Below are 24,217 nucleotides of genomic sequence, written 5' to 3'. Positions count from 1 at the left end.
ATTCCGAAGGGTCCTCTAAGAAGGCCGGACAGTCATAAAGAAGGTCCGGCCTCCCCGGTCGATCAATAGGAGCACCGTTTGATCTTTCTTCATTTTTGAGATCACCTCTTTGTACTCCTTCACATTCCCGAGCGGTTTTCGATTGACCTCCACAAGGATATCCCCCTGCCGGAGCCCCGCCTCCTCTCCGCCGCTCCCCGATGCCACCCCCTCCACGACGACCCCCTCCCGGCTATTGTTCAGGATACGCTCTTCCAACGCCTCCGGGGAAATGTCGCGGACCTCGATGCCGTCCATCGGCGCGCTCGTCTCCCTCTGCTCGACTTGGGGCGGCGCTTCCCGAACGGCTTCTCCCACATTTTCCTCGACGGTGACGCCGATCGTCTGCGGACGCCCTTCCCGGTAAATGTTTAGCTTGAGCGGGCTTCCGACCGAAGCGGAGGCGGTCAAGTTCCGAAATTGCCCCACGCTCTCGACCGGCTCTCCGTCCGCCTCTAAAATAATATCCCCCCGCCGCAGCCCCGCCTTGTCGGCGGGACCGTTGATCAGAAGATCTCCGACGAGGACCCCTTTCGGATTGGAGAGACCGAACTCTTTCGCCAGCTCCGGGGTCACCTCCTGAATCGAGATCCCTAGCCAGCCCCGAACGACCTTTCCCGCTTTCATTAAACTCTCCATCACCGGTTTCGCCATGTTGCTCGGAATGGCGAAGCCGATCCCCATCGATCCTCCCCCCTCGCTGAAAATCGCCGTATTCACCCCGATGAGCTCCCCCCGGATATTCACCAGCGCGCCGCCTGAATTTCCGGGATTGATCGGCGCGTCGGTCTGGATAAAGTCTTCATAATCGGCGATGCCGACATTCGCCCGCCCGACGGCCGAGATGATGCCGAGGGTGACCGTTTCCATCAGTCCGAACGGATTGCCGATCGCCAGCACATATTCTCCGACTTGCAGTTTTGAAGAATCTCCCCAGGAGGCCGACGGCAGGTTCCGGGCGTCGATCTTCACCACAGCGAGATCGCTCTTGATATCGCTCCCCACGACCTTGGCGGAAAATGCCCTTCGATCGTTTAAGATCACCCGGATCTCCTTCGCGTCGGCAATGACATGGTGATTGGTGACGATGTATCCATTCGGATCGATGATGACCCCCGACCCGATCTGGCCTTGCACCTGATGGAGATGAGAGGGGGAGTCGCCAAAGAACCGCTTGAAAAACGAGTCCTCGGAAAAGGGGTCCAACGAGGGGAGATCGCGCCCGCTATGGAGACTGGTGGTCGAGATGTTCACAACCGTCGGGATCATCCGTTCCGCGATCTCCACAAAAACCGGTTCCGACAGAGGGGGATCCGCCGGAAGCGAACGGCTCTCCCTGGGCGGCTCCGCGGCATGGGCGAGGAACGGAAGAGGGACCCCTTCGGAAATAAATCTGAGAATGAAAAAGAGAGCTAAAACCGTTTTGAACAGATGGTTCATGACAGCCCTCCGTATCGGATGTAATTAGATTAACACCGACATGGAGGGGCGGTCCGTGAAAGCGCTTACAACGGAGAGGGAGGCGAATGGTTCAGGGAGTGGTGGGATTGTGTTGAAGCAGCAAACCGGATCGGCGCCCAAATGATGGGGAGCGTGCCGAGGGGAAGCTTCGCTTATTGTATTCGTCGTGGAACCCACAGAGGGTCGCGGGTAACATCGGCAGGAATCGATCGCTTCTACTTAAAATTGATGAAAATTTGGAGCGGGAAACGGGATTGGCTCCCATAAAGACGGGAGCGCGCCGTGTGGAGGCTTCGCTTCAATTATATTCGGCGTGGAACCCGCTGAGGATCGCGGCATCCCTCACCCTGTTAGCCCTCTACACGTGTTTGGGATCAAATTGGAGCGGGAAACGGGATTTGAACCCGCGACCCTCGCCTTGGCAAGGCGATGCTCTACCGCTGAGCTATTCCCGCATAGGAGGTCAAAATGCTTGGAAATATTATCGCAGAGAGGGGGGGGCTGTCAACAGATCAATTAGGAATGCTGGAATGTAGAATTTGATTCCTCATTCCTAAGCGAAGGGAGTGGGGAAAACGTCCCACTCCCTTTCGCTCTAGCTCGTTGCGTCGCCGTTTCGGAGAAAATTACCGCGGCCGGTCGGCCAGAGAACCAAGTTGGTGCCGGAGCCGGGGAGATCATAAATTAAGATTCCGCCCGCGGGGGTATTGTCTTTCAGGTTCACGATCACCTCCAACTCCCCGTTGCGGTAGAGATCGGCCACGGTCGGCGCCGCCATCGCTCCCCGCCCCGGGAGCGGCACCTGGGCCAACTTTGCGCCGAGGCGGTTCAAAACAATCAATGCCCCTTTTCCGGCCGTCGTTTCATATGTCGTAAACAGAATTTCCGGAAGGCCGTCCTTGTTGAGATCGGCCACGACCGGCTCCGAGGCAAACCGGGCGCCGTTGGCCGCAAAAGAGAACTTCCAAAAGAGCTTCCCGTCGGAGCGGACGGCGTACATATTCCCATCGTACGACGGGAAGAGGATCTCCTTTTTCCCATCCCGGTCGAGATCGACCACCGCGGAAGCCGGAGTCACATCGACGATATTCGCGCCGGGGTCCCCATAAACCAGCGGCCCGCCGGTGTCAAAGGGCCACTCGAAACCGGGCGCGCGCGTGGCGTCGGCCTGAAAGACGAAAAGGGAATTCCCCCGATTGACGGTGTTTCCGGCGAGCTCATGGTCTCCCACCAGGATCAGCTCTCTTTTTCCATCGCCGTTGATGTCGGCGACGACCGGGGGAGAGTCGGTAAACTCGCTCCGATCGGTCCCGTTCAATCCCCATCCTTGGACCGCCAACTGCGGATTGTGAAACGCCGGAACGCCCGGAAAATAGCGGCGCTTAAAGTGCGGCGCGGTTGGAAAAGGAACGCCGTTCATGTGGAAGACGCCGGCATAGGCGTTATCGTAACCGATCAGCATGTCGTTCTTTCCATCGCCATTCAAATCGGCGATCCCGACATTCTGATTGTAAGTGCCCGCTTCGAAGCAGGTCACTTTCGGAGTGCAGCCGGTGGCGCTGGAGAGCTGCGGCCAACCCGGTTGGATCGCTCCCGACGAATTGAGTAAAAACGCGATCGGCTTCACGAGCGTCCGTGAGGCGAGGAGCCCTAACTTTCGGTCGCTGCCGATCTGGCCGGCGGCGATTGACCTGATTTCAGTGTTCCCTCCCAAAACCTTCGGCCATCCCGCTTTGGGTTGTCCGTTCCACTGCCAGACGGAGATTCGCTCCTGATGGCTGCCGACCGCCACTTCCAGCCGTCCATCCGCATCGAGATCGGCGACGACCGGCGGCGCCCAGATCCGTCCACTGGTGGCGGCGACGGCCTTCCAGTAAAGGGTCCCGTCCGAATGCCACACATAAACGGTTCGATCTCTCGCCGCAATAATCTCCGGATACCCGTCTTTGTCTAAGTCGGCCACCGCGGGAGAGCCCATCCACCCTTCGAATCCGCCGCTCAACGTCTGGTGAAGTCGCGGCGCCCGCACAGGGGAAATCAGAGATGCGGCCTGTTGCGCGGCGATGGAATCTTGATCAGCCGGTTGGGTGGCCGGAATGGAGTCTTGATCGGTCGGCTCGGTCGGTGTCGCGCCGCCGTCTGCGATCCGATCCGGGGTGGATGGGAGAGAGGAGTCGGAACAGGCGGCCAGGGAAAAAGACAATGAAAAAAACAGACCGATAAAAGTCCTTCTGATGAAATTGCAAGAAAAGATCAATACACACCTCCTTGGACGAAACAGACACAAAGCGTTCATTCTACCCTTTTCAAACGAAAAGGATAGTCTGCCGGGACATGCCTGTCTTGACTTTAAAGTGGGAGTGTGATCCAAAGGAATGGGATATCAGTGACTTGTATCACCATTCCGCAGGAAATTACCGCGGCCGGTCGGCCAAAAGAGCCGGTTGGTTTTCGATCCGGGGAGCGCATAGATCTGCACCCCGCCTTGGGATGAAACATCTTTGAGGCTGACGATCGCTTCCAACTCCCCGTCGCCGTCGAGATCGGCGAGCGTCGGCGCAGCCATGGCGCCACGGCCCGGCAGGGAAATCTTCGTCAGCTCCGCGCCGAGATGATTCAGAATCACCAGAGCCCCCTTCTCTCCCTCGGTCTCATAGGTGGCAAAGAGAACTTCCGGGACCCCGTCGTTGTTCAGATCGGCCACGACCGGCTCCGAAGCAAACCGGGTCCCCAAATCGGAAAACGCAAACGTCCAGAAGAGCTGCCCGTCGGAATGGACCGCATACAGCACGCCGTCATACGCGGGGAAGAGGATTTCTTTCTTCCCATCCCCGTCGAGGTCGGCGACGGCCGGCGCGGGGGTGACATCGACGATGTTCCCGCCGGGGTCTTCGGTCACCCGCGGGGAATGATGGCCCCTCGTCTCAAACGGCCGCTCGAAACCGGGAAAACGGGTGGCGTCGGAGCGGAAGACGAAGAGGGAGTTTCCCAAAATCGTGGTGATCCCGGCCCGTTCATGATCCCCCACCAGAATCAGCTCGCGGGCGCCGTCGCCGTCGAGGTCGGCGACGACCGGCGGGGAGTCGGTGAACTCGCTTCGGTCTTCTCCGTCCGGCCCGAACCCCTGGATCGCCAACGCCGGATCGTGGAAGGCGGGAACACCGGGGAAGAAGGGGCGATTGAGAAAAGGGGTTCCAAAGGGAACGCCGCTGAGATGGAAGAGGCCGACATAGGCGTTGTCGTAGCCGATGATCGCATCGGTTTTCCCGTCCCCGTCGAGATCGGCGAGCCCCACGTTTTGATTGTAGGTCCCCGCCTCAAAACAGTTTGCATCTTGGGCGGGAAGAAGGACGCACCCGCCCGACGCGGCAAGCTGCGGCCAGCCGGGGAGAACCGTTCCTTGAGAATCGAGCAGAAAGGCCACCGGGACCTTCGTCGTTCGGGTCCGCGACGCCAGCAGGGCCGATTTGCCGTTGCCGAGGGGGCCGGCCGCGAGCGACCGGATCTCCCGATCGGCCGACCCCGCCTCTCCCCCGACGATCTTCGGCCAACCCGCTTTCATCTTTCCGTCCCAGCTCCAGACCGAGATCATCTCCTTGTGGCTGCCGGCGGCGATTTCAAGTTTCCCGTCGCCGTCGAGGTCGGCCGCGACCGGCGGCCCCCAGATCCGCCCGCTGATCGTCGCCGGGCTCGTCTCCGCCGAAAAACCGTAGGCCGATTTCCAAAAGAGGGTTCCATCGGCATGCCAGACGAAAAGAAAACCGCCGCGCGGCGCGATGATCTCCATCCGACCGTCGCCGTCGAGATCGGCCGCCGCAGGAGAGCCGAGCCAGCCTTCGCCGCCGCCCGCCAGCGTCTGCCTTAGCTGCGGAGCTTGAACTTGAACCGGAGGTGGAGAGGTGCCGGCCGGCGGCGCCCCGGCGGCGGGAGCGGTTTCGGCCGAGCGGGGAGTCGAACTCGAACAACCCTCAAGGAAAAGAAACGCGAGGAAAACCGGGAGGAAAAACCAAAATCGGGAGCGAACCTGCAAAACCAAAAACAAATTCCTATTACAAGCAAGTGAAAACCGGATGAAGCTGTTTCTACTCTAGGAGGAGAGGGCCCTTCTGTCCATCTAAAAACGGGAGAGACTTAGACCGGACTTTTGTCATCTTGGGTCCTTCGCGGAGAACTAGAAAATCTCGCGGCTGAGGTCGGCCTGCTTCAGGATAATGATCTCTTTTCCCTCGGTCCGGATCGATCCGGCGCGCTCGAACTCTTTCAGAACCCGGATGAAGGTCTCGCGCGTGACGCCGGCCATTGCCGCCAACTGCTGCCGGGTGAGCGCCAGCCGCACCCGGATTCCCTCTCGCTTCCCTTCCCATTCCCCTTCGGGGATCAGGTCGAGGAGGACCCGGCTCACCTTGCCGTGGGCATCCGAGAGGATGGCGGAGCTGATCCGCTCGTTCGCTTTCCGGAGCCGGCGGCTCATCGTGGCGAGCATCTTCAGCGACCACTGGGGATGACTCTGAATGAACCGAAGAAACGAGTCGCGGTCGAGGGTGGCGGCGTAGCTCTTCTCCAAGGCGGTCACTGTCGCGGAGCGGGGATATCCATCCAGCACCGCCATCTCTCCGAAAATCTCTCCCGGCTGCAAGACCCGAAGGATCACCTCCCGCCCGTGCCGGTCGGTCAAGGTGACCTTGACCCGCCCCGACCGTAAGATATAAAGGGTGTTCCCCGGATCGTTCGTCCGGAAGAGAACCTCATTTTTCCGATAACTCGTCTCCCTGAGCAAAGGGGCCAACTTCGCGAGCTCCTCCGCAGAGAGATCCTGAAAAAAAGGAACATGCCGCAGCACGAGCTGCCGATCATCCGTCATACGTCGAAACTCCGGGTAAAACATGGAAGGAAAAATGCCGAAGCGTAGTATAGCGCTCCTTTCGAGAGGAGGCAAGGGAAATTACAATTATGAATGCTCCAACTCCGCGCTTCTCCTTGACTTCAAAAGGCCTCAACGTTATAGTGTCCCTTAAGTTTTAGGGATGATGAGATGGCCAAATTCGCATCGTTGAGAGGCTTCAAAGACATTCTTCCGGAGGAATCCGACCGCTGGCTCTGGGTCGAATCGACCGCGCACGAAACCTTCAACGTCTTCGGCTTCTCCCACATCCGGACCCCCATTCTCGAAAACACCGAGCTCTTCACCCGAAGCATCGGCGAAGCCACCGACATCGTCGAAAAAGAGATGTACACGTTTGAAGATTGGGACGGAAAGAAAGTCACCCTCCGTCCCGAAGGGACCGCTTCGGTTGTCCGCGCTTATCTGGAGCATCACCTCAGCGAAAAAATTCCCCTCTCGAAGCTCTACTACATCGGCCCCATGTTCCGGCACGAGCGGCCTCAAGCGGGCCGCCTCCGCCAGTTCCACCAGATCGGCGCGGAGATCATCGGCGATATCGATCCGCGCCAGGATGTGGAGCTCCTCTCGCTGCTGACCCGCTTCTTCGAGCGGATGCAGGTGACCGACCTGACGCTGGAGATCAACTCCCTCGGCTGCCCGGTCTGCCGGCCGACCTATCGCGCGGCATTGCAATCTTATTTCGAGAAGTATCTTCCGGATCTCTGCGAAGATTGCCGGCGGCGCTTTAAGACCAATCCGCTCCGCATCCTCGACTGTAAAAAGGAGGCTTGCAAAGCAATCGCCCGGAACGCTCCTTCACCTATTGACCACCTCTGCGCCGAATGCCGGGAGCACTTCAAGGCCGTTCAGGAGGGGCTCGACCAACTCGCGATTCCCTATCAAATCCAGCCGCATCTGGTGCGGGGACTCGACTACTATACCAAAACCGCCTTCGAGCTGACGACCAATAAACTCGGCGCACAGAACGCGGTCGCCGCCGGAGGACGTTACGACGGCCTGGTCGAAGCGCTCGGCGGACCGCCGACGCCGGCCATCGGCTTCGCCATCGGGGTGGAGCGGCTGGTCCAGTTGATCGATCCGGCATTGGTTCCCACTTCGCGCCTCCAGCTTTTTCTCGCCCCGTTGGGGAAGGCGGCCGGCGCGGCGCTTTTCCCGCTTCTTCTGGCCCTCCGGCGGAAGAATATCCGGAGCGAGATGGGGAACGACGCGATCGGCCTGAAGAGCCAGATGAAACGGGCCGACCGGTTGGGGGCGGCGTATGTCTTGATTGTCGGCGAAAACGAAATGACGCAGGGAAAAGCGATTCTGCGGAACATGTCGACCAAGGCGCAGGAGGAGATCCCATTATCGACCCTCATCGAAACGCTGGCCGCAAAACTTTCTTAAATCTCCTCTTCGTCCTCCCGCTCCTCTTTTTCTCCCTCCTTCTCACCGCCTGCCCGGACGGCGGCGGAGACCAATCGATCCGCATCCCCCGGACCTACTTCGTCGCTCCCTCTTCTCAGGGAGGAAGCGACCTCCAGCCCGGCACCGCCGACTCCCCCTTCGCAACGATTACACACGCGCTGAATGCCGCAGACCAAGGAGATACCGTTCAGGTGGCGGCGGGGACCTATCGGCCCGGCAGCAGCGGACTTCCGACCGATCCCGGCGAGCGCTTCCCCCTCCGGATCAAGGAGGGGGTCTCGCTCGTCGGAGAGCCGACCGGCGCAGCCCAGGGGACGGTGATTCAGGGAAGCGGCGCCCACACCAGCGCGTCCGCCGGCGCTTTCCAGGCGGCGATGATCCTCACCGAGGGGGCGGCAATTTCCCGGTTGACCGTTCGAAGCGACGGAGAGGTCGGTGTGGTCGCGGAGGGGGTCAACGGAGAGATCAGCAACGTTCAGTTCACAAACAACGAAACCGGCGCGCGGCTCATTTCAAGCAACGTCTCCATCTCGAACAATACCTTCAGCGGGAATACGATCGGGATTCAATCGATGTTGGGGGATTCAAGTCGGATCGAACAGAATACGATCCAGAGCAACACAGGAGATCCGGGGATCGGTGTCCAAATCGTAAATGCCGGTCCGGCGCTCCGTCAAAACCAGGTAACGGGCAATCCGGGAGGAGGGGTGGTGGTCGACGGACAATCGAACCCCGATCTCGGGGGCGGGGGAAGGAGCGACGGCGCCAACACGCTCAGCTGCAATCCCGCGGGCGACCTCATCAATAACGATAATAATACGATTTTTGCCCGGAATAACTTGTGGGATCATCTCAATCCGGACGGGATCGACGCCGTCGACAACGGCGCCGGAATCATCGATACCACCGGCGCCGGGATCGCTGCGCTCCCTTGCGGATAGGATTCATTAAAGGGATCGGGAGAGAAGAGACAAGGAGAAGTCGGGAAGAGATCATTGAAAAGAAGATCAAGTCTCGCAGAACGGAAAACCGGTTATCCCCGGTCGACCAGTTCCTTCAGCTCTTTTCCGGCCTTGAAGAAGGGAACCTTCTTCTCGGGGACCGAGACCAATGCGCCGGTCTTCGGGTTTCGCCCCTCTCGCATTCTTCGGTGCCGGAGCCGGAAGCTTCCAAACCCCCGGATCTCGATCTTGTCCCCCTTGGCCAACGCCTCTTTGATACTGTCAAAGAAAGTGTTGACCAGGATTTCCGTCTGACGTTTGGTCAGGACGGTGTAATGTTCCGCGACTTTTTCGATCAGTTCTGCTTTGGTCATCATCCCCCCATGTGACTGGATTGTTCCTTGATGGTCAGGCTCTCTGAACCGTGACGATCGACTAGAAGGAGAAAAGATAGTTCAGCCGGACCGAACCGCCCGGGAAGCGAGCCCCCTCCCACTTTCCCAGAAACCGGTTTTGCAGAAACTCAAATAACGTCGACCGCTCCTGCTTCTCCACTGTCTGGGGTTCCCCTTCAATCCCCGCCAGCTCCGCCGTCCGCTGGATGGCATCCTGAAGGTTCCCCAGCTCATCGACCAGACCGATCTCCTTCGCCTGGCGGCCGGTAAAGATTCGCCCGTCGGCGTAGGGACGAACCGTCTCGATCTTGAGAGAGCGCCCTTCGGCGACCGCTTCGATAAATTGCGCGTGGACGTCGTCCATCACATTCTGCAGCAGCGCACGCTCCTCCTCGGTCATCTTCCGGAAGGGGGAGCCGACATCTTTATTCTCTCCGCTCTTGATGACCGTTCCCTCCACGCCGATTTTTTGAAGAAGCCCTTCGACGTTGACCAGCTCCATAATGACGCCGATGCTGCCGGTGAGGGTCCCGGGGTTGGCGATGATTTTCTCCGAGGCGGCGGCGATATAATAGCCGCCGGAAGCGGCCACCGTCCCCATGGAGGTGACGATCCTTTTCTTTCCCGCGTCGCGAATCCGCTTCACCTCATCATAAATTTCTTGGGAGGGGACCACGGCGCCGCCGGGGCTGTCGATTCGGATGAGAATCGCCTTGATACTGTCATCCCGGTGGTAGCGCCGCAGATCTTCGACCACGGTTTTTGAATCGGCGATGACCCCTTCAATACGGATGAGGGCGATCCGATCTCCGCCCCCCCACGCCGCTCCCTCCCCGCCGTCGATGTAACGGCTGGTCCAGAACATAAAGGCGAAGAAGAGGAGGAGGAAGAGAAGAAAGTAAATTCCGCCGATCAGAATTGATTTTCGATTCATCGTTTAATTTTGGGGTAAACGGGCAGCGCTTTTCGAGGAGGGTTCCGCCGATCCGCCGGCGGAGAGCATAGACCCTCCGCCGGCGTCTCAACCGGTTGGAAAGAGAGGAAGGCTTCGGACCTTACGACTCTTTTCCCTCGTCGTTTTTCTGCCGCCGTGTGATCTTGCTGGCAACCGCCCCGATCGATTGATCGAGCTTTCCCTGCGTGTGATGGAAGCGGTCGACCGCTTCTTTGTCCGAATCGCGCCGGTGCTCTCGAACCGACAGGGCGATCTTTCTCTCCGCCGTATCGATCCGGATGATCTTCGCTTCGACCTCGTTTCCGATGTGGAAAACATCCTCCACGCGAGCGGGCGCTTCCACCCCCGATTCGCTGATATGGATCAGGCCCTCCACATTCTCTTCGAGCTCGACGAAAACCCCAAAGTCGGTAATTTTGGTCACCTTCCCACGAACACCGCTGCCGACCCTGTATTTCTGCGGGATATCGGTCTCCCATGGATCGGAGGTCAGCTGCTTGAAGCCGAGCGAGATTCGCTCCTTCTCACGATCGACCTTCAGCACGACCGCTTCAATCGGCTGTCCTTTTTTGAAGACCTCCGAAGGATGTTTGACATGGCGGGTCCAGGAGATATCGGAAATATGGATCAGCCCGTCGATTCCCTCTTCCAGGCCGACAAAGACGCCGAAGTCGGTGATGCTCCGGACCTTGCCGGTGATCTTCGCCCCCGGCGGATAACGCTGCTCGACGACGTTCCAGGGGTTCGGCTCGACCTGCTTCATACCGAGCGAGATTTTTCTTCCCTTCCGATCGACGTTGAGGATGACGGCGTTGACCCGATCGCTGACCGAAACGATCTTCGACGGATGCTTCGCTTCATGCGCCCACGACATCTCCGAGATGTGGACCAGCCCTTCGACCCCCGGCTCCAACTCGACGAAGGCGCCGTAATCGGTCAGGCTGACCACTTTGCCGGTGATGCGGGTTCCGACCGGATACCGCTCCTCGACATGGCTCCAGGGATCGGGCATCTTCTGCTTGTAGCCGAGCGAGACCCGGCCGGTCTCCTTGTCGTATTTGAGGACGACGACCGAAACCTTGTCCCCCACCATGAAAAGCTCGGAGGGATGGCCGACCCGGCCCCACGACATGTCGGTGATGTGCAGCAGACCGTCGATGCCGCCGAGATCGATAAACGCGCCGTATTCGGTGATGTTCTTCACCACCCCTTCGACCACCTGCCCCTCTTGGAGCGAGGAGAGGGTCGTCTGCCGCTTCCGATCGCGCGACTCCTCCAGGAGAACCCGGCGGGAAACGACGATGTTGCCGCGGCGGTGATTCATCTTGATGATCTTCATCGGAAAGGTTTTTCCGATCAGCTGGTCGAGATCGCGCACCGGCCGAAGATCGATCTGAGAACCGGGTAAAAACGCCTTGACCCCGATATCGACGATCATCCCCCCCTTGATCCGGGAGATCACCTTTCCTTCGATCACGGCATCTTTCTGGTAGACCTCTTCGATCTCCTTCCAGATCTTCATCCGGTCGGCTTTTTCCTTCGAGAGGATAATGTTTCCCTCGGAGTCTTCCCGCTCTTCAAGGTAGATCTGGATCTTCTCCCCCGCTTTGAGCTTGCCGATCTCTTCGGGGGTGAATTCCTGTCTGGCGACCATCCCTTCGGACTTATATCCGATATCGACCATGATCCCGTCTTCTTGAATGGAAAGGATGATCCCTTCTACGACGCTCCCCTCTTGGAGATTTTTGAACGTCTCGGCATAGAGCGCTTCAAGCTCCATCCGCTCCTGGCTCTTCTCGGAGTCAAGCATCTCATCGGCATCAAAAACCGTTCTTTTTCCTTTTGCCATAAAAACTATTCTCTCCCCTCTTCTTCGAATTTAGCGGCCGGCCTGTGCGGAGTGGAATCAGGCCCTCCGATGCCGGCCTCTATATTGGTCATTTCTCAAACAACGGAAACGGCGGCCTGAGGCCGCCTCTGATTCCTTTAAATCGTTTTTAAATAACTGATCACCTCTTGAATAATCCAATCGGGCGTTGAGGCCCCCGCCGTCACCCCGGTCTTCTGAACCCCTTCAAACCAATGCCGATCGATCTCCTGCGCCGTCTCAACGTGGTAAACCCGGACCCCCTTTTCGCGGCAGATATCGGCCAGATGGGTCGTGTTCGCGGAGTTCTTTCCCCCCACCACCACCATCACTTCCACCGTTTCCGAAAGGCTCTGCGCCTCCGTCTGGCGATCCTCGGTAGCGTAACAGATGGTGTTGAAGATTTTGACCTCTTCGCAGATTTGGAGGCATTTTACTACAATTTCAGAAAATTTTCCATAGGTTTGCGTCGTTTGGGAAATGATGCCCAATCGCTTCCGGGTGAACCGGTTCAACATCTGCTTGATCTCGTCGAAATCCTCCGTCACCAGGATCTCTCCCCCGGCATGCCCGAGGACGCTCTGAGACTCGGGGTGATTCCGATCCCCGACCATCACCACCTGATATCCTTCATCGACCAGTTGTTTTGCATATCGCTGCGCGTTGGTCACAAACGGACAGGTGGCGTCGATGATGTGCAGCCCCTGTGCTTCGGCATCCTGGACTACTTGAGGGGAAGAAACACCGTGCGATCGAAGAATGACCACTCCATTCTCAATCTGGTCCAAACGCTCGACCTTTTGAACCCCCTTTTGTGCCAGCCGTTCGACGACCTGCGGGTTATGGATCAATGGCCCGAGGCTATGGACCTCTCCTTGATAGCTCTCGGCCGCGTCGAACGCCATCTTCACCGCCCGCTTCACCCCGAAACAGAAGCCTGCATTTTCAGCAACGTAAATTTCCATCCCCACCCCTCAACGATTGGTCTCCGCCAATGTCCGTTCTAGTGCCGCAATCTCGCTCATGATTTCCTGTGAAATTGTAGCATAAAGTATTTTGGGATTGATACCTTCTTTTTCAACCCTTTCAATCTCTTGAATTTGACCCTTAAAATCGATCGGCTTGCCGAAGACCACCGTCACCCGCCGAAAGGGACGGACCGGCGCAGTTCCATCGATATAGGCCGGAATGACCTTCACCCCCGAGAGCGCCACCATCATTCCGATCCCCGGCTTCGGAGACTGGAGCCGGCCGTCCTTACTGCGTGTTCCTTCCGGATACATCGCCAGAAGATGCCCTGCTTTCAATCGCCGCACCGCCTCGCCGATCGCCTGCCGATCGATTGTCCCGCGCCGCACCGGAAATCCGCCGAGCGTCCTGAAAAGGGCGGCGAGGAGCCGATTTCGGAAAAGCTCGCTCTTCGCAATGTTGTCGGCCCGGCGGGAGAGGACACAGCCGAGAAGGGGAATATCAAAATAGCTGTTGTGATTGGCTGCGACAATCACCCCCCCTTCCCGTGGAACGTAAGACTCACCGATCACTCTGATCCGGAAAAAGAGCCTCGCCAGGGTCCAAACCACCACATGCGCGATTCGATAAAGCATCATTTGGAAACTATTTCAGTTTCTTCGCCTGTTTGGCCGTGAGCTTTTTCTCGACTTCTTGGACCATCTGCGCGATCACCTCCTCCAGGTTCAGCGGGGTGGAATCGATCACAATGGCATCCTCGCTCTTTTTTAACGGGGCAACGTGCCGACGGCTGTCTTTGAGATCCCGCTCCTCGATCTCCCGGGTCGTTTTCTCCAGGTCGGACGGGATCCCCTTCTGCTCGAGCTCTTTGTGCCGGCGCAGCCCCCGGACCGGGGTGGTCGCATCGAGATAGAACTTCAGATCGGCCTCGGGAAAAACGACCGTGCCGATATCGCGTCCTTCCATCACGACCCCGCCGCCGCTTCCGATCGACCGCTGAATGGAGAGGAGCTTCTTTCGAACGCCCGGATAGGTCGACGCAATCGAAGAGACCCGGGTCACTTCCGGCAATCGAAGGGAAGGGGTAACATCGATCCCCCCGACCCAGATCTCGGTCTGCTCTCCCTTCAGTCGGAACTCGATTTCGATTGATTGGGCCGCCGCCTCGACGTTCTCCTGGGACTCCGGATTGATCTTTTCTTGAAGAAGCTTCCAGGCAATGGCGCGATAGAGCGCACCCGAATCGAGATAGAGATAGCCGAGCCGTTTGGCCAAATTCTTCGCCGCAGTGCTCTTACCGGCCGCCGCCGGACCGTCAATGGCAATGATTAGTTTTCGCACACGCAATCTCTCGTAGGGGCGGACCTTTGTTTCCGCCCTATTCTGTCAACGTTGCCAACAACCCCAAAAATCCCGGGAAAGAAGTGTCGATGCAGGCAACGTCGTCGATCTCATTTCCCCCCTCCGCGACAAGCCCGGCGATCGCCATCGACATGGCGATTCGGTGGTCTCCATGTGTCTCGCAGAAGGTTCCCTTCCACTTTTTCTTCCCTTCGATCCGCATCCCATCGGGAAACTCCTCCACCGCGATCCCCATTCCCCGCAACGCCTGGGCCATCGCGGCGATCCGATCGCTCTCTTTGACCCGTAGTTCTTGCGCGTCCCGGATCACCGTTTCCCCTTCGGCCGCCGCCGCCGCGACGCAGAGGATCGGGAACTCATCGATCGTGCGGGGAATCAGATCCCCCCCGATCACTGCCCCGTGGAGTGAGGTGGAACGGACGGTCAGGTCGGCGACCGGTTCGTCTCCCATCGGCTCAAGAGGGGTCACCGTGATCTCCGCCCCCATCTCCTTCAATACTTCCAGGAGACCGGTCCGGGTCGGATTGACCCCGATTTTTCGGATCGTGATCTCCGAACCTTCGATGATCGCCCCGGCGACCAGAAAAAAGGCCGCCGAGGAGAGATCCCCCGGAACCTCGATCCGCTTGCCGGGATAAGACGAGCCGCCGACGACGGAAAGCCGCCCGTTGTTTTCCTCGAACCGGACACCCAGGGAACGCAGCATCCGTTCGGTGTGGTCACGCGACCGGCTCGGCTCGGAGAGGGTCGTCACCCCCGAGGCGGTCAGGCCGGCCAGCAGGATCGCCGATTTCACCTGGGCGCTTGCGATCGGGAGTCGATAATCAATTCCGTTGAGTTTCTTTCCGGAGATCGCCAGCGGAGCCAACGTCCCTCCCGATCGGCCGAGGATTTCCGCCCCCATTGTCTGGAGAGGATCGATGACCCGCCGCATCGGCCGTTTCCGAAGCGAGGCATCTCCCGTCAGCACCGAGAAAAACGGCTTCCCGGCCAGCAATCCGGTCAGAAGGCGCAGCGTCGTTCCGGAGTTGCCGCAGTCGATGACCCCTGTCGGCTCCGTCAGTCCCCAGAGCCCTTTCCCTTGCACATGGAGAGAGGGAAGACCGTTCACCGTCTCGACGGAAATGGCAATCCCCATCTCTCGAAACGCAGTGATCGTCCGCTCGCAATCTTCAGAAGGAAGATAGCCGATGACCTCGCTCGACCCCTCCCCCAGCGCCGAGAAGATCACCGCCCGATGGGTGATCGATTTATCCCCAGGAACCGTGATCGTTCCCCGCAGGGGGCGTTTTTTCACAGGCGTTTTCATTCTAAATTTTTTATCTCGTAGGGGCGATCCTTGTGATCGCCCTGACCCGTACCATGGGCGAATACCAGATTCGCCCCTACAAACAGACGTTCATGACAGCGCTTTCTGGCGGATCGCCTTGGCCCGTTCGAAAATTTCCATCAAGCCCGCCGCGTCCCCCTCCAGGATCTTCTTCTTCACCTTCTCAAGCGACTCCTGGTAGAGATCGACCATCTCGACCACGGCGTCCCGGTTGAGCAGAAAAATATCGCGCCACATCTCCGGGGAGCTCGCCGCGATCCGGGTGAAATCGCGCAGCCCCCCTGCCGAGAACTGGACCGGATTTTTCTTCGCGATTTTCGGATGGGTTAATGTTTCCATCAACACATAAGCGACGAGATGAGGAAGATGGCTGACCGCCGCCAAAATCTGGTCATGGTCGGAAGGGTTCATCTCCGAGACGCGCGCCCCCGCCTTTTCCCAAAGCGCGGCCACCTTCTTGAGCGCCTTCGGGTCGGTTTGAGCGGTCGGCGTCAGAATGCAGCGGCTTCCCTGAAAGAGTTCAGCCGTCGCCGCCTCGACCCCCGACTTCTCGCGCCCCGCAATCGGATGTCCTCCCACAAAAAAAGCGTGGCGCGGCATCAGCGATTCCATCCGGGCGACCCAGGCCCCTTTGACGCTTCCGACATCGGTCACGATCGCCCCTTCTTTCAGATGCGGGGCGATCGCCTGGCAGATTCGCTCAAAGGTCCCGACCGGCGTGGCGAGGACAACCAGATCGGCCCCCTCGACCGCCTTCGGGAGGGTAAGGACATACCGATCGATCACCCCCATCGCGGTCGCCTTCTGAAGGCTTCCCCGTTTCTTGCCGTATCCGACGACACTTTCGACGATCTTCTTCCGCTTGGAGATCAGGCCTAAAGAACCGCCGATCAGGCCGACGCCGATGATGGTCATTTGTTTGAAGAGCAATGGAACTCCTGTGAAAACATTTAACGAATGACGTTTTTATAATTCTCTATCTACTGCCGCCGCGATCCGCCTCAGCTGCGCCATCAAGGTTTTGAAATCCTTCGGCAGCATCGCCTGCTCCCCGTCGCAGTAGGCCTCCTCCGGATTGGAGTGGACTTCGATGATCAGACCGTCGGCCCCCGCCGCCACCGCGGCCTTCGCCATCGGGGCAACCAGGTTTGTTTTTCCGACCGCATGGCTCGGATCGATGATGATCGGGAGATGCGACAGCTCCCGGATCACCGGGACGGCGGAGAGATCGAGGGTGTTCCGCGTCGCCGTCTCGAAAGTTCGAATCCCCCGCTCGCAGAGAATGACCTGAGAATTACCGGCCGCCATGATGTACTCGGCCGAGAGAAGAAACTCTTTGATCGTGGCGGAGAGACCCCGTTTGAGCATCACCGGCTTGTTGTAAGAGCCGACTTCCGCCAGCAGACGAAAGTTTTGCATGTTCCGCGCCCCGATCTGAATAATATCGGCGTGTTTGAGCATCATCGGCATATCGCGCGGGTCCATGATTTCGGTGATAATTAAAAGACCTGTTTTCTTCTTCGCCTCGGTCAGATATTCGAGCCCTTCTTCCCCTAATCCCTGGAAAGCATAAGGAGAGGTCCTCGGCTTGAAGGCCCCGCCCCGCAGGATCACCGCCCCCGCCTCCTTCACCTCCTGGGCGATCGAGGAGAGGAGATCTTGCTTCTCGACCGAGCAGGGACCGGCCATCATCACCAGCCGCTTTCCGCCGATCTGGATTCCCTGCACATCGAGAACCGTGTTTTCTTTCTTGAACTCGCGGCTGACCAGCTTGTACGGCGCCAGGATCGGCAGAACCCCCTCGACCCCGGGGAAGGCCAAGAGCGGCTGGCTCTGGAGAGCCCGTTCATCGCCGACAACGCCGATGATCGTCCGCTCCTCTCCCTTGCTGATGTGCGATTTCAAGCCGGCCTCTTTGATCTTGGCGACGATATGCCCAATCTCCCGCTCGGTGGCGCTCGGTTTTAAGACGATGATCATTTTGAACTCCTTACTACTTTAAAGACAAAACTTCTTTCAGCGATTGAATGAATCGCCGATTCTCCTTCGGAAGGCCGATGGTCACCCGAAGATGGAGCCCCTCCAGATGCCGGATAATCACCCCCTTGTGGAGGAGCGCGGTAAAAACTTTCTTGCCGAGCGAAAGGTCGGAGCCGTTGAGATTAAAATAAATAAAATTCGTCTCGGATGGGAAATAGGAAAGTCCCATCTCATCAAACTGCCGACAGAGAGACTCCTTTCCCTCCTGGTTGATCCGAAGCGACTTGGAGAGGTGGGCCTCATCCGAAAGGGCCGCGAGCGCCCCCTGCTGCGCCGGCAGATTGGTATTAAACGGCTGCCGCACCCGGTTCATGTAGTCGATCACCTCCGGCCGGCTGATCCCATAACCGATCCGAAGACCGGCAAGGCCGTAAATCTTCGAAAAGGTCCGAAGAAAAATCACCGACGCCCCTTCTCGGAGGGAATCGATCGTCTGAGGAAAATCGGGGTCGGTGGCATATTCGGCATAGGCCTCGTCGAAAATCACCAAGATCCGCCTCGGAACCCGCAGCAGAAACCGGGCGACCTCTCTTTTGTCGACAATTGTCCCGGTGGGGTTGTTCGGGTTGCAGACAAAAACCAGCTTGGTCTTCGGGGTGATCGCCTTCGCCATCTGGGCAAGATCGTGTCTCCCCTCTTTCAGCGGAATCTGAACCGGCTTGCCGTGGCCGGTGGTAACCACCAATGAATAAAGCGAGAAGCTCGGATCGGCCATGATCGCCTCATCCCCCGGCAGGATGAACGTTCGGACAAGCAATTCGATGATCTCGTTCGAGCCGTTCCCGATGATCACCTGCGAGGGCTCGACCTTCCATTTTTCGGCCAACGCTTCCCTCAGATAATAACCGGCCCCGTCGGGATAGCGCTGGATCTTCTCCATCCCTTTTCGGATCGCCGCCACCGCCTTCGGCGAAGGCCCGAGCGGATTCTCGTTCGACGCAAGCTTGATCGATCCTTTGATCCCGAGCTCCCGCTCGAGCTCCTCCATCGGCTTGCCGGGAGGATAAGGAATGATGCCGGCGATATCGGGGCTGACTTTAATCATTTCTTCTCGTTTTTCATCTCTTCCGCCATCGGATAGGAGCCGAGGACCTTCAGAAAAACCGCCTGGCCCCGGAGCTCTTCGATGGCGGTCCGGATCATCTCGTCTTCCAGATGGCCGATCATATCGATGTAGAAGATATACTCCCACGCCTTCTTCTTCGACGGCCGCGATTCGATCTTCGTCAGGTTGATCTGTTGGGCGGAAAAAGGACGGAGCATCTCATAGAGGGCGCCGACCCGATCCTTGATCGAGAACATCACCGAGGTTTTGTCCCGTCCGCTCCGCGGCGCCCCTTTCTGAGAGACCACCAAGAACCGGGTGAAATTATTGATGTTGTCCTCGATCCGCCGCTTGATGACGACCAGATTATAAAGCTTGGCCGCCAGCTCGGAAGCGATCGCCCCGGCGGTCGGATCTTCCTGCGCCAGCTCGGCCGCCCGCGCGGTGCTGGAGGTCTCGGTCACCTGAATCCGCGGCAAGTTCGTCTCCAAAAAGTTTTTACACTGCGCGATGGCGTGCGAGTGAGAGTAGATCCGGCGGAGATCCCCGATCTGACCGGTCTTCGACATGAGGTGATGCGAGACCTCTTGCAGGATTTCTCCGAAGATCTTCAGCGGGGAATCGACGAAAAGGTCGAGCGTATGATTGACGACCCCCTCGGTCGAATTCTCAATCGGCACCACGCCGAAATCGGTCCGTCCCCGCTCGACCTCATCGAAGACCTCCTTGATGCTGTTGACCGGGATGTCGGTGGCCGAAAAACCGAAGCGCTGCATGGTGGCCAGGTGCGTGAAGGTCGCGCGAGGCCCCAAGTAGGCGACCTTGATCGGCCCTTCAAGGGAGAGGGAGGCTGAGATGATTTCTCGGAAGACGCTCTTGAGCGCTTCGTTCGGAAACGGCCCGGGATTGAGATGGGTCAATCGATCATAGATCGCCTGCTCGCGGGAGGGGGCGTAAAAATCGGCCTGCTGATTTTTTTTGATCTTTCCGACATCTTGGACGATGCGGGCCCGATCGTTTAAAAGCGCAAGAATCCGCTCATCGATTTCGTCGATCTTCCGACGAAGCGGGACCAGGGGATCTGTTTCGGACAAACGAGGCTACCTCCATTCAGGGAAATTTTAGGAGTATAGCCCATTTAAGCCTGTTTTTCAAGCGCTTTTGTAGGCTGTCCCAGATTCAAATCGGACCGGGAGGGATGATTCTTTATAAATGATCTGAACCGATGGGAGGGAAAGAAAAACAGAATATCGGGCCTCAATCAGTGAGAGGATGGTCCTTTTCCGCCCGATCGGTCGAGCAGAGCCCTCACCTTCCGGGCCAGATCGTCCGGATGGTAGGGTTTGGAGATGAACCCGGCGGCAGGGCCGCCGAGCGCGGACAAATCGCCGCCGGCCGGAGGGTGGCCGCTTGAAATGAGGATCTTCACGCCGGGGGCGAGGGCTCTCAATTCCCGGAACACCTCTTCTCCCGACCGGCGCGGCATCATCAGATCGAGAACGACGAGGTGAACCCGATCAATCTCGCGCTGAAAAATCCCCACCGCCTCGACCCCGTCTCCCGCCAGGAGGACACGGTATCCATACTGCTCCAAAACCGTCTTGGCCAATTGTCGGATGGCCACCTCGTCGTCAATAAAAAGGATCGTTTCATCCCCGCCGGCGACCCGCTTCGGCCGGCCCGCCTGTTGATCGAGGACCTGCGCATTCTGTCCTGCTGGGAGATAGATTTTGAAAACCGTCCCCTCGCTCTTTACGGTCTGCAGCTCGATCCATCCCAGATGCTGCCGGATAATCCCATAGACAGCGGCCAAGCCCAGGCCGGTGCCGCGCCCCACCTCTTTCGTGGTGAAGAAGGGCTCGAAAATCCGGTGCCGGATCGCTTCGTCGATCCCGATGCCGTTGTCGGAAACCGACAGGCAGACATACTCCCCCGGTTTGACCTTCGGGTGAGCGCGAAAGAAGTCTTCATCACAAGGGGCATTTTCTATCCCGATGACGATCCGGGGCTCCCAATCGGCCGGCTCTCTTGGGTTCTCCGTCTCCCCCAACCGCTCCAGGAGGGCATCCCGCGCGTTCACGCAGAGATTCATCAGGATTTGGTTCATCTGACCTGCATCGGCAAAAACCGGCCAGACCCCTTCGACCGATTCGACGCGGAGACGGATGCGCCGATCGAACGTCTGGCCGAGGAGACAGACCACCTCCTCGGCCACGACCTGCAGATGGAGCGGTTTCAAATCGATCCTCGATCGCCGGCTGAAGGTCAAAAGCTGCTGCGTGAGCACCGCCGCCCGTTGCGCCGCCTGATCGACCCGGGACAGGGTGGCGTGCAGACGTGATCCCGACACGGTCTCCCCCAGCACCAATTCGATATTGCCGATGATCGCCGTCAGGAGGTTGTTGAACTCATGGGCGATCCCGCCGGCCAATTGACCGATCCCCTCCAGCTTTTGAGCGTGGCGAAGCTCCGCTTCCAGGCGCTTCTCCTCGGTGATATCGGTGAAGATTCCCATGATGCCGTTGACCTTGCCGTCGGCATTGCGCAGGAGCGCGGTCGAAACCCGAACGTCGATCACCGTGCCGTCTTTTCGGACCCGCCGCTTGGGGGTATTCACAAACGTCGGTCCATCCTCCACCAAACGGTCGACGTAAAGCTGAAACTCCTCCTGCTTTTCCCGCGGGATAATCGGAAGGGGGCGGCCGAGGATCTCCTCGGTGCGCCATCCGAAGAGGTGTTCGGCCGCCGGGTTCCACATCTTCACATTCAGCTCGAGGTCGATGGTCACGATGGCCAGAGGAGACGCTTGAATCAGCGGACGGAGCGTCTGGTCGGTCTCCCGCAACGCCTCTTCCGTTTTCTTATGGGTTTCGATGTCTTCCACTTCGACAACGATGCAGGTCGGCCTTGCCCGGTCGTCCCGAAGCAGAGAAGCATTCAGACGGACCCAAAAGGGACGGCCGTCTTTTCGGATGTAGCGCTTTTCAATCTGCAGGGACGGGATCGGCTGTTCGAGAAGGGAGCGTATCCCTTTGAGGTTTTTTTCCAGGTCTTGGGGGGCGGTAATGCTTTGAAAATCGCGCGCCAACAGCTCTTCCCGGGAATATCCGGTCATCCGGCAGAATGCCGGATTGACCTGGATAAACTGGCCGAGCGGATCCATGGCCAGCACCACCATGCCGACGGAGGCTTGATCAAACGCCAGACGAAAAAGGATCCCTTCTTCCAAACGCGACCTCGGATGCTCGATTCCGGGAAAACCGGAAAGACTCGATCCCTTGAGAGTATACTACAAGAGCCATCGAAGGAAAAGAAGAGAATTTGGAAAACTAGACCCTCTCATTGCGCGGAGGGATTCCGCAATCTTCTTCATCCCCTTTCATTTTCTCAATGGCATGAGGGAGGGCCGGGAGGAGGATCTCAAAATTCTCCCGGACGGCGCGGGGGCTGCCGGGGAGGTTTACGATGAGGGTCTGCTTGCGGACGCCGGCGATGCCGCGGGAGATGATCGCCTTGGGGTTCTTTCGATATCCTTCCATGCGCATGACCTCCCCCATGCCGGGAATCAGGCGATCGAGGACTTGCATCGTCGCCTCCGGGGTGACATCGCGGGGAGAAACGCCGGTTCCTCCGGTCGTCAAGACCAGATCGACCTTCCATCGATCGGAAAAGGAGATCAGCTGATTTTGGATCGCCTCCTTCTCATCCGGGATGACCTGGTAAACCGTCACCTTACCCGGAAGCTGATCGACCAGTTGGTGGAGAAGCAGGCCGCTGGCGTCTTCCCGTTTTCCGGCCGAGCCCTTGTCGCTGATGGTCAGAATACCGACTGTAAACACAGTTCCTCTTTCCATTTACCAAAGCCTCGGCTGAGTGTTCTCGGGGCGCTTCACTCCGAAATGTTGATAGGCCAGGTCGGTCGCCATTCGCCCGCGGGCGGTCCGGTCGAGATACCCCCCTTGGATCAAAAACGGCTCGTAGACATCTTCGAGCGTCTCGCGCTCTTCACCGAGGGCGGTCGCCAAGGTTTCGACGCCGACCGGCCCGCCGCCGAATTTCTCGATCATGAGGAGAAGATATTTTCGGTCCATCGCGTCGAATCCGGCGGCGTCGATCTCCATCTGCGACAACGCCTGGCGGGCGACCTCCAGGAGAATGCGGCCGTCCGATTTCACCTCGGCAAAATCGCGGACCCGCCGCAAGATCCGGTTGGCGATCCGGGGGGTTCCCCGCGTCCGGGCGGCAATTTCATACGCGGCCGTCTGTTCAATCGTAATGTTCAGCAACTTGGCGGAGCGGAGGACGATCTGCTCCAGCTCCTCGGGGCGGTAGAATTCGAGGCGGCTGATGACGCCGAATCGCTCGCGCAGCGGCGAGGTAAGAAGACCGGCGCGGGTGGTGGCGCCGATGAGCGTAAATCTCGGCAGATTGAATTTCAGCGTCCGGGCCGAGGGGCCCTGGCCGATGATCAGGTCGAGCTGAAAATCTTCCATGGCGGGATACAAGACCTCTTCCACCGCCGGGTGGAGCCGGTGGATTTCATCGATGAAGAAAACATCCCCCTCGGAGAGGTTGCTGAGGATCGCCGCCAAGTCGCCGGGATGCTCCACCGCCGGGCCGGAGGTCGCCTTGAGATTCACCCCCAATTCCCGCGCGATGATGTTGGCCAGGGTCGTCTTGCCGAGACCGGGAGGACCGTAGAAGATGACATGGTCGAGGACATCGCCCCGCTTCTTCGCCGCCTCGATATAGATCCGGAGATTCTCCTTGATCCGCGTCTGGCCGACATATTCATCGAGCGAGGCGGGTCGAAGGCTCGCCTCCATCCGCTTTTCTTCGTCATTCAATTGCGTCGATAAAATACGATCCATCATGACCCGCCCGCTAACCCACCTTTGCTAATTTCTTCAGCGCTTTCTTGATCAGCCCCTCCACCGACTCGGAGTCGGCAGTTTCTTCGGCGATTTTATCGACGGTCCGCTTCGCTTCGGTTCGATGATAACCCAAGTTGACCAATGCCGAGAGGGCGTCCTCTTTGGTCTTATCCGATTCCGAACCGGCCGAGACCGGGGTTTGAAGGCCCGCCAGACTCAGGGCGTTGACCTTCTCTCTCAACTCCAGGACCAGCCGCCCGGCCGTCTTCGGCCCGACCCCCGGGATGGCCCGGAGCCGGTCGACGTTCCCGTCCCGCAAGGCCTGAACCAATTCGGTCAATTCCATTCCGGAGAGGATTCCCAGGGCCACCTTCGGTCCGACGCCGGAGATCCCCAAAAGAAGCAGAAAGAGTTCCTTTTCGAGCGGCGAGAGAAACCCGTAGAGTTGAAGGGCATCTTCCCGAACGTGCGTGTGAATGTGAAGCGAGACACTCTCCTTCACCTCGGGGAGTCGATAAAAAGTATTCAGCGGGATAGAGATCTGATATCCGATCCCATGCACCTCGACAATCAGGGCGCTGGGGGTTTTCTCAAGAATCGTTCCGGTGAGGAATGCAATCATCTTTCAA

22 protein-coding genes and 1 tRNA gene are annotated in these 24,217 nt (G+C 58.5%); 2 read left to right on the top strand and 21 right to left on the bottom strand.

Annotated features, from left to right (window positions below; genetic code table 11):
• Window positions 1-15: 15 nt before the first annotated feature.
• The 5 genes from MCM46_12100 to MCM46_12080 form a co-directional block, all read right to left on the bottom strand.
• Window positions 16-1,479 (bottom strand): DegQ family serine endoprotease, encoded by a 1,464-nt coding sequence (locus MCM46_12100; protein MCG3112547.1) that lies wholly within the window; start codon window positions 1,477-1,479, stop codon window positions 16-18.
• Between the two features lie 401 nt (window positions 1,480-1,880).
• Window positions 1,881-1,955, bottom strand: a tRNA-Gly gene (locus MCM46_12095).
• Between the two features lie 140 nt (window positions 1,956-2,095).
• Window positions 2,096-3,757 carry a VCBS repeat-containing protein gene (locus MCM46_12090; GenBank protein MCG3112546.1) on the bottom strand — a complete coding sequence of 554 codons (1,662 nt, stop codon included), beginning with the start codon at window positions 3,755-3,757 and terminating at the stop codon, window positions 2,096-2,098.
• 126 nt (window positions 3,758-3,883) lie between these two features.
• Window positions 3,884-5,536, bottom strand: a complete 1,653-nt coding sequence (locus MCM46_12085) for a VCBS repeat-containing protein (protein ID MCG3112545.1) — start codon at window positions 5,534-5,536, stop codon at window positions 3,884-3,886.
• Window positions 5,537-5,671: 135 nt separating this feature from the next.
• Window positions 5,672-6,361, bottom strand: a complete 690-nt coding sequence (locus MCM46_12080) for a Crp/Fnr family transcriptional regulator (GenBank protein ID MCG3112544.1) — start codon at window positions 6,359-6,361, stop codon at window positions 5,672-5,674.
• 171 nt (window positions 6,362-6,532) lie between these two features.
• Between MCM46_12080 and hisS the strand changes: the two genes are divergently transcribed.
• Window positions 6,533-7,789, top strand: a complete 1,257-nt coding sequence (gene hisS / locus MCM46_12075; GenBank protein MCG3112543.1) for a histidine--tRNA ligase — start codon at window positions 6,533-6,535, stop codon at window positions 7,787-7,789.
• Here hisS and MCM46_12070 read toward each other — a convergent pair.
• The gene (locus tag MCM46_12070) at window positions 7,786-7,965 is read right to left on the bottom strand and encodes a hypothetical protein (protein ID MCG3112542.1); all 180 of its coding nucleotides are present in this window, start codon (window positions 7,963-7,965) and stop codon (window positions 7,786-7,788) included. The genes hisS and MCM46_12070 overlap by 4 nt on opposite strands.
• 3 nt (window positions 7,966-7,968) lie before the next feature.
• On the opposite strand from MCM46_12070, the gene MCM46_12065 reads away from it, so the two are divergent.
• Window positions 7,969-8,751: a DUF1565 domain-containing protein gene (locus tag MCM46_12065; protein ID MCG3112541.1), complete on the top strand. Its 783-nt coding sequence runs from the start codon at window positions 7,969-7,971 to the stop codon at window positions 8,749-8,751.
• A gap of 92 nt (window positions 8,752-8,843) precedes the next feature.
• Here MCM46_12065 and MCM46_12060 read toward each other — a convergent pair whose 3' ends face one another.
• From MCM46_12060 to ruvA, 15 genes are all read right to left on the bottom strand, one after another.
• Entirely contained in the window at window positions 8,844-9,128 is a 285-nt protein-coding gene (locus tag MCM46_12060) for an integration host factor subunit beta (protein ID MCG3112540.1), read from the bottom strand.
• Window positions 9,129-9,186: 58 nt separating this feature from the next.
• A complete protein-coding gene (sppA, locus tag MCM46_12055) occupies window positions 9,187-10,080 on the bottom strand; it encodes a signal peptide peptidase SppA (GenBank protein MCG3112539.1) in 894 nt (297 codons plus the stop codon).
• 121 nt (window positions 10,081-10,201) lie between these two features.
• Entirely contained in the window at window positions 10,202-11,950 is a 1,749-nt protein-coding gene (locus tag MCM46_12050) for a 30S ribosomal protein S1 (protein ID MCG3112538.1), read from the bottom strand.
• Window positions 11,951-12,087: 137 nt separating this feature from the next.
• On the bottom strand, window positions 12,088-12,933 hold the full coding sequence (gene ispH, locus MCM46_12045) for a 4-hydroxy-3-methylbut-2-enyl diphosphate reductase (GenBank protein ID MCG3112537.1): 846 nt from the start codon (window positions 12,931-12,933) through the stop codon (window positions 12,088-12,090).
• Window positions 12,934-12,942: 9 nt separating this feature from the next.
• The gene (locus MCM46_12040; GenBank protein ID MCG3112536.1) at window positions 12,943-13,575 is read right to left on the bottom strand and encodes a 1-acyl-sn-glycerol-3-phosphate acyltransferase; all 633 of its coding nucleotides are present in this window, start codon (window positions 13,573-13,575) and stop codon (window positions 12,943-12,945) included.
• 7 nt (window positions 13,576-13,582) lie between these two features.
• Window positions 13,583-14,278 (bottom strand): (d)CMP kinase, encoded by a 696-nt coding sequence (gene cmk / locus MCM46_12035; GenBank protein ID MCG3112535.1) that lies wholly within the window; start codon window positions 14,276-14,278, stop codon window positions 13,583-13,585.
• 37 nt (window positions 14,279-14,315) lie between these two features.
• On the bottom strand, window positions 14,316-15,596 hold the full coding sequence (aroA, locus tag MCM46_12030) for a 3-phosphoshikimate 1-carboxyvinyltransferase (protein MCG3112534.1): 1,281 nt from the start codon (window positions 15,594-15,596) through the stop codon (window positions 14,316-14,318).
• 102 nt (window positions 15,597-15,698) lie between these two features.
• Window positions 15,699-16,559 (bottom strand): prephenate dehydrogenase/arogenate dehydrogenase family protein, encoded by an 861-nt coding sequence (locus tag MCM46_12025; protein ID MCG3112533.1) that lies wholly within the window; start codon window positions 16,557-16,559, stop codon window positions 15,699-15,701.
• A gap of 36 nt (window positions 16,560-16,595) precedes the next feature.
• Complete coding sequence (gene aroF, locus MCM46_12020; GenBank protein MCG3112532.1) at window positions 16,596-17,609, bottom strand: 3-deoxy-7-phosphoheptulonate synthase; 1,014 nt, start codon at window positions 17,607-17,609, stop codon at window positions 16,596-16,598.
• A 13-nt stretch (window positions 17,610-17,622) separates the two neighbouring features.
• Entirely contained in the window at window positions 17,623-18,714 is a 1,092-nt protein-coding gene (hisC, locus tag MCM46_12015; protein ID MCG3112531.1) for a histidinol-phosphate transaminase, read from the bottom strand.
• Window positions 18,711-19,808 (bottom strand): prephenate dehydratase, encoded by a 1,098-nt coding sequence (gene pheA / locus MCM46_12010; protein ID MCG3112530.1) that lies wholly within the window; start codon window positions 19,806-19,808, stop codon window positions 18,711-18,713. The genes hisC and pheA overlap by 4 nt, the downstream gene beginning before the upstream one ends.
• 167 nt (window positions 19,809-19,975) lie before the next feature.
• A complete protein-coding gene (locus MCM46_12005; GenBank protein ID MCG3112529.1) occupies window positions 19,976-21,943 on the bottom strand; it encodes a PAS domain S-box protein in 1,968 nt (655 codons plus the stop codon).
• A gap of 100 nt (window positions 21,944-22,043) precedes the next feature.
• Window positions 22,044-22,553 carry a MogA/MoaB family molybdenum cofactor biosynthesis protein gene (locus tag MCM46_12000; GenBank protein ID MCG3112528.1) on the bottom strand — a complete coding sequence of 170 codons (510 nt, stop codon included), beginning with the start codon at window positions 22,551-22,553 and terminating at the stop codon, window positions 22,044-22,046.
• A 15-nt stretch (window positions 22,554-22,568) separates the two neighbouring features.
• Window positions 22,569-23,588, bottom strand: a complete 1,020-nt coding sequence (gene ruvB / locus MCM46_11995) for a Holliday junction branch migration DNA helicase RuvB (protein MCG3112527.1) — start codon at window positions 23,586-23,588, stop codon at window positions 22,569-22,571.
• A 10-nt stretch (window positions 23,589-23,598) separates the two neighbouring features.
• Entirely contained in the window at window positions 23,599-24,210 is a 612-nt protein-coding gene (gene ruvA, locus MCM46_11990) for a Holliday junction branch migration protein RuvA (protein ID MCG3112526.1), read from the bottom strand.
• Between the last annotated feature and the right edge of the window lie 7 nt (window positions 24,211-24,217).

The organism is Candidatus Manganitrophus morganii (assembly GCA_021651055.1).
GTDB classification, from domain to species: Bacteria; Nitrospirota; Nitrospiria; order SBBL01; family Manganitrophaceae; genus Manganitrophus; species Manganitrophus morganii.
Note: the sequence above shows the minus strand (reverse complement) of the source record. Positions and strands in the feature narration are given on the sequence as shown.

Bases quoted from the DNA above. Each gene is read 5' to 3' on its own strand.
- MCM46_12100 (MCG3112547.1), bottom strand. From the start codon at position 1,479: ATGAACCATCTGTTCAAAACGGTTTTAGCTCTCTTTTTCATTCTCAGA.
- MCM46_12080 (MCG3112544.1), bottom strand. From the start codon at position 6,361: ATGACGGATGATCGGCAGCTCGTGCTGCGGCATGTTCCTTTTTTTCAG.
- hisS (MCG3112543.1), top strand. From the start codon at position 6,533: ATGGCCAAATTCGCATCGTTGAGAGGCTTCAAAGACATTCTTCCGGAG.
- MCM46_12060 (MCG3112540.1), bottom strand. From the start codon at position 9,128: ATGATGACCAAAGCAGAACTGATCGAAAAAGTCGCGGAACATTACACC.
- sppA (MCG3112539.1), bottom strand. From the start codon at position 10,080: ATGAATCGAAAATCAATTCTGATCGGCGGAATTTACTTTCTTCTCTTC.
- MCM46_12050 (MCG3112538.1), bottom strand. From the start codon at position 11,950: ATGGCAAAAGGAAAAAGAACGGTTTTTGATGCCGATGAGATGCTTGAC.
- ispH (MCG3112537.1), bottom strand. From the start codon at position 12,933: ATGGAAATTTACGTTGCTGAAAATGCAGGCTTCTGTTTCGGGGTGAAG.
- MCM46_12040 (MCG3112536.1), bottom strand. From the start codon at position 13,575: ATGATGCTTTATCGAATCGCGCATGTGGTGGTTTGGACCCTGGCGAGG.
- aroF (MCG3112532.1), bottom strand. From the start codon at position 17,609: ATGATCATCGTCTTAAAACCGAGCGCCACCGAGCGGGAGATTGGGCAT.
- hisC (MCG3112531.1), bottom strand. From the start codon at position 18,714: ATGATTAAAGTCAGCCCCGATATCGCCGGCATCATTCCTTATCCTCCC.
- ruvB (MCG3112527.1), bottom strand. From the start codon at position 23,588: ATGATGGATCGTATTTTATCGACGCAATTGAATGACGAAGAAAAGCGG.
- ruvA (MCG3112526.1), bottom strand. From the start codon at position 24,210: ATGATTGCATTCCTCACCGGAACGATTCTTGAGAAAACCCCCAGCGCC.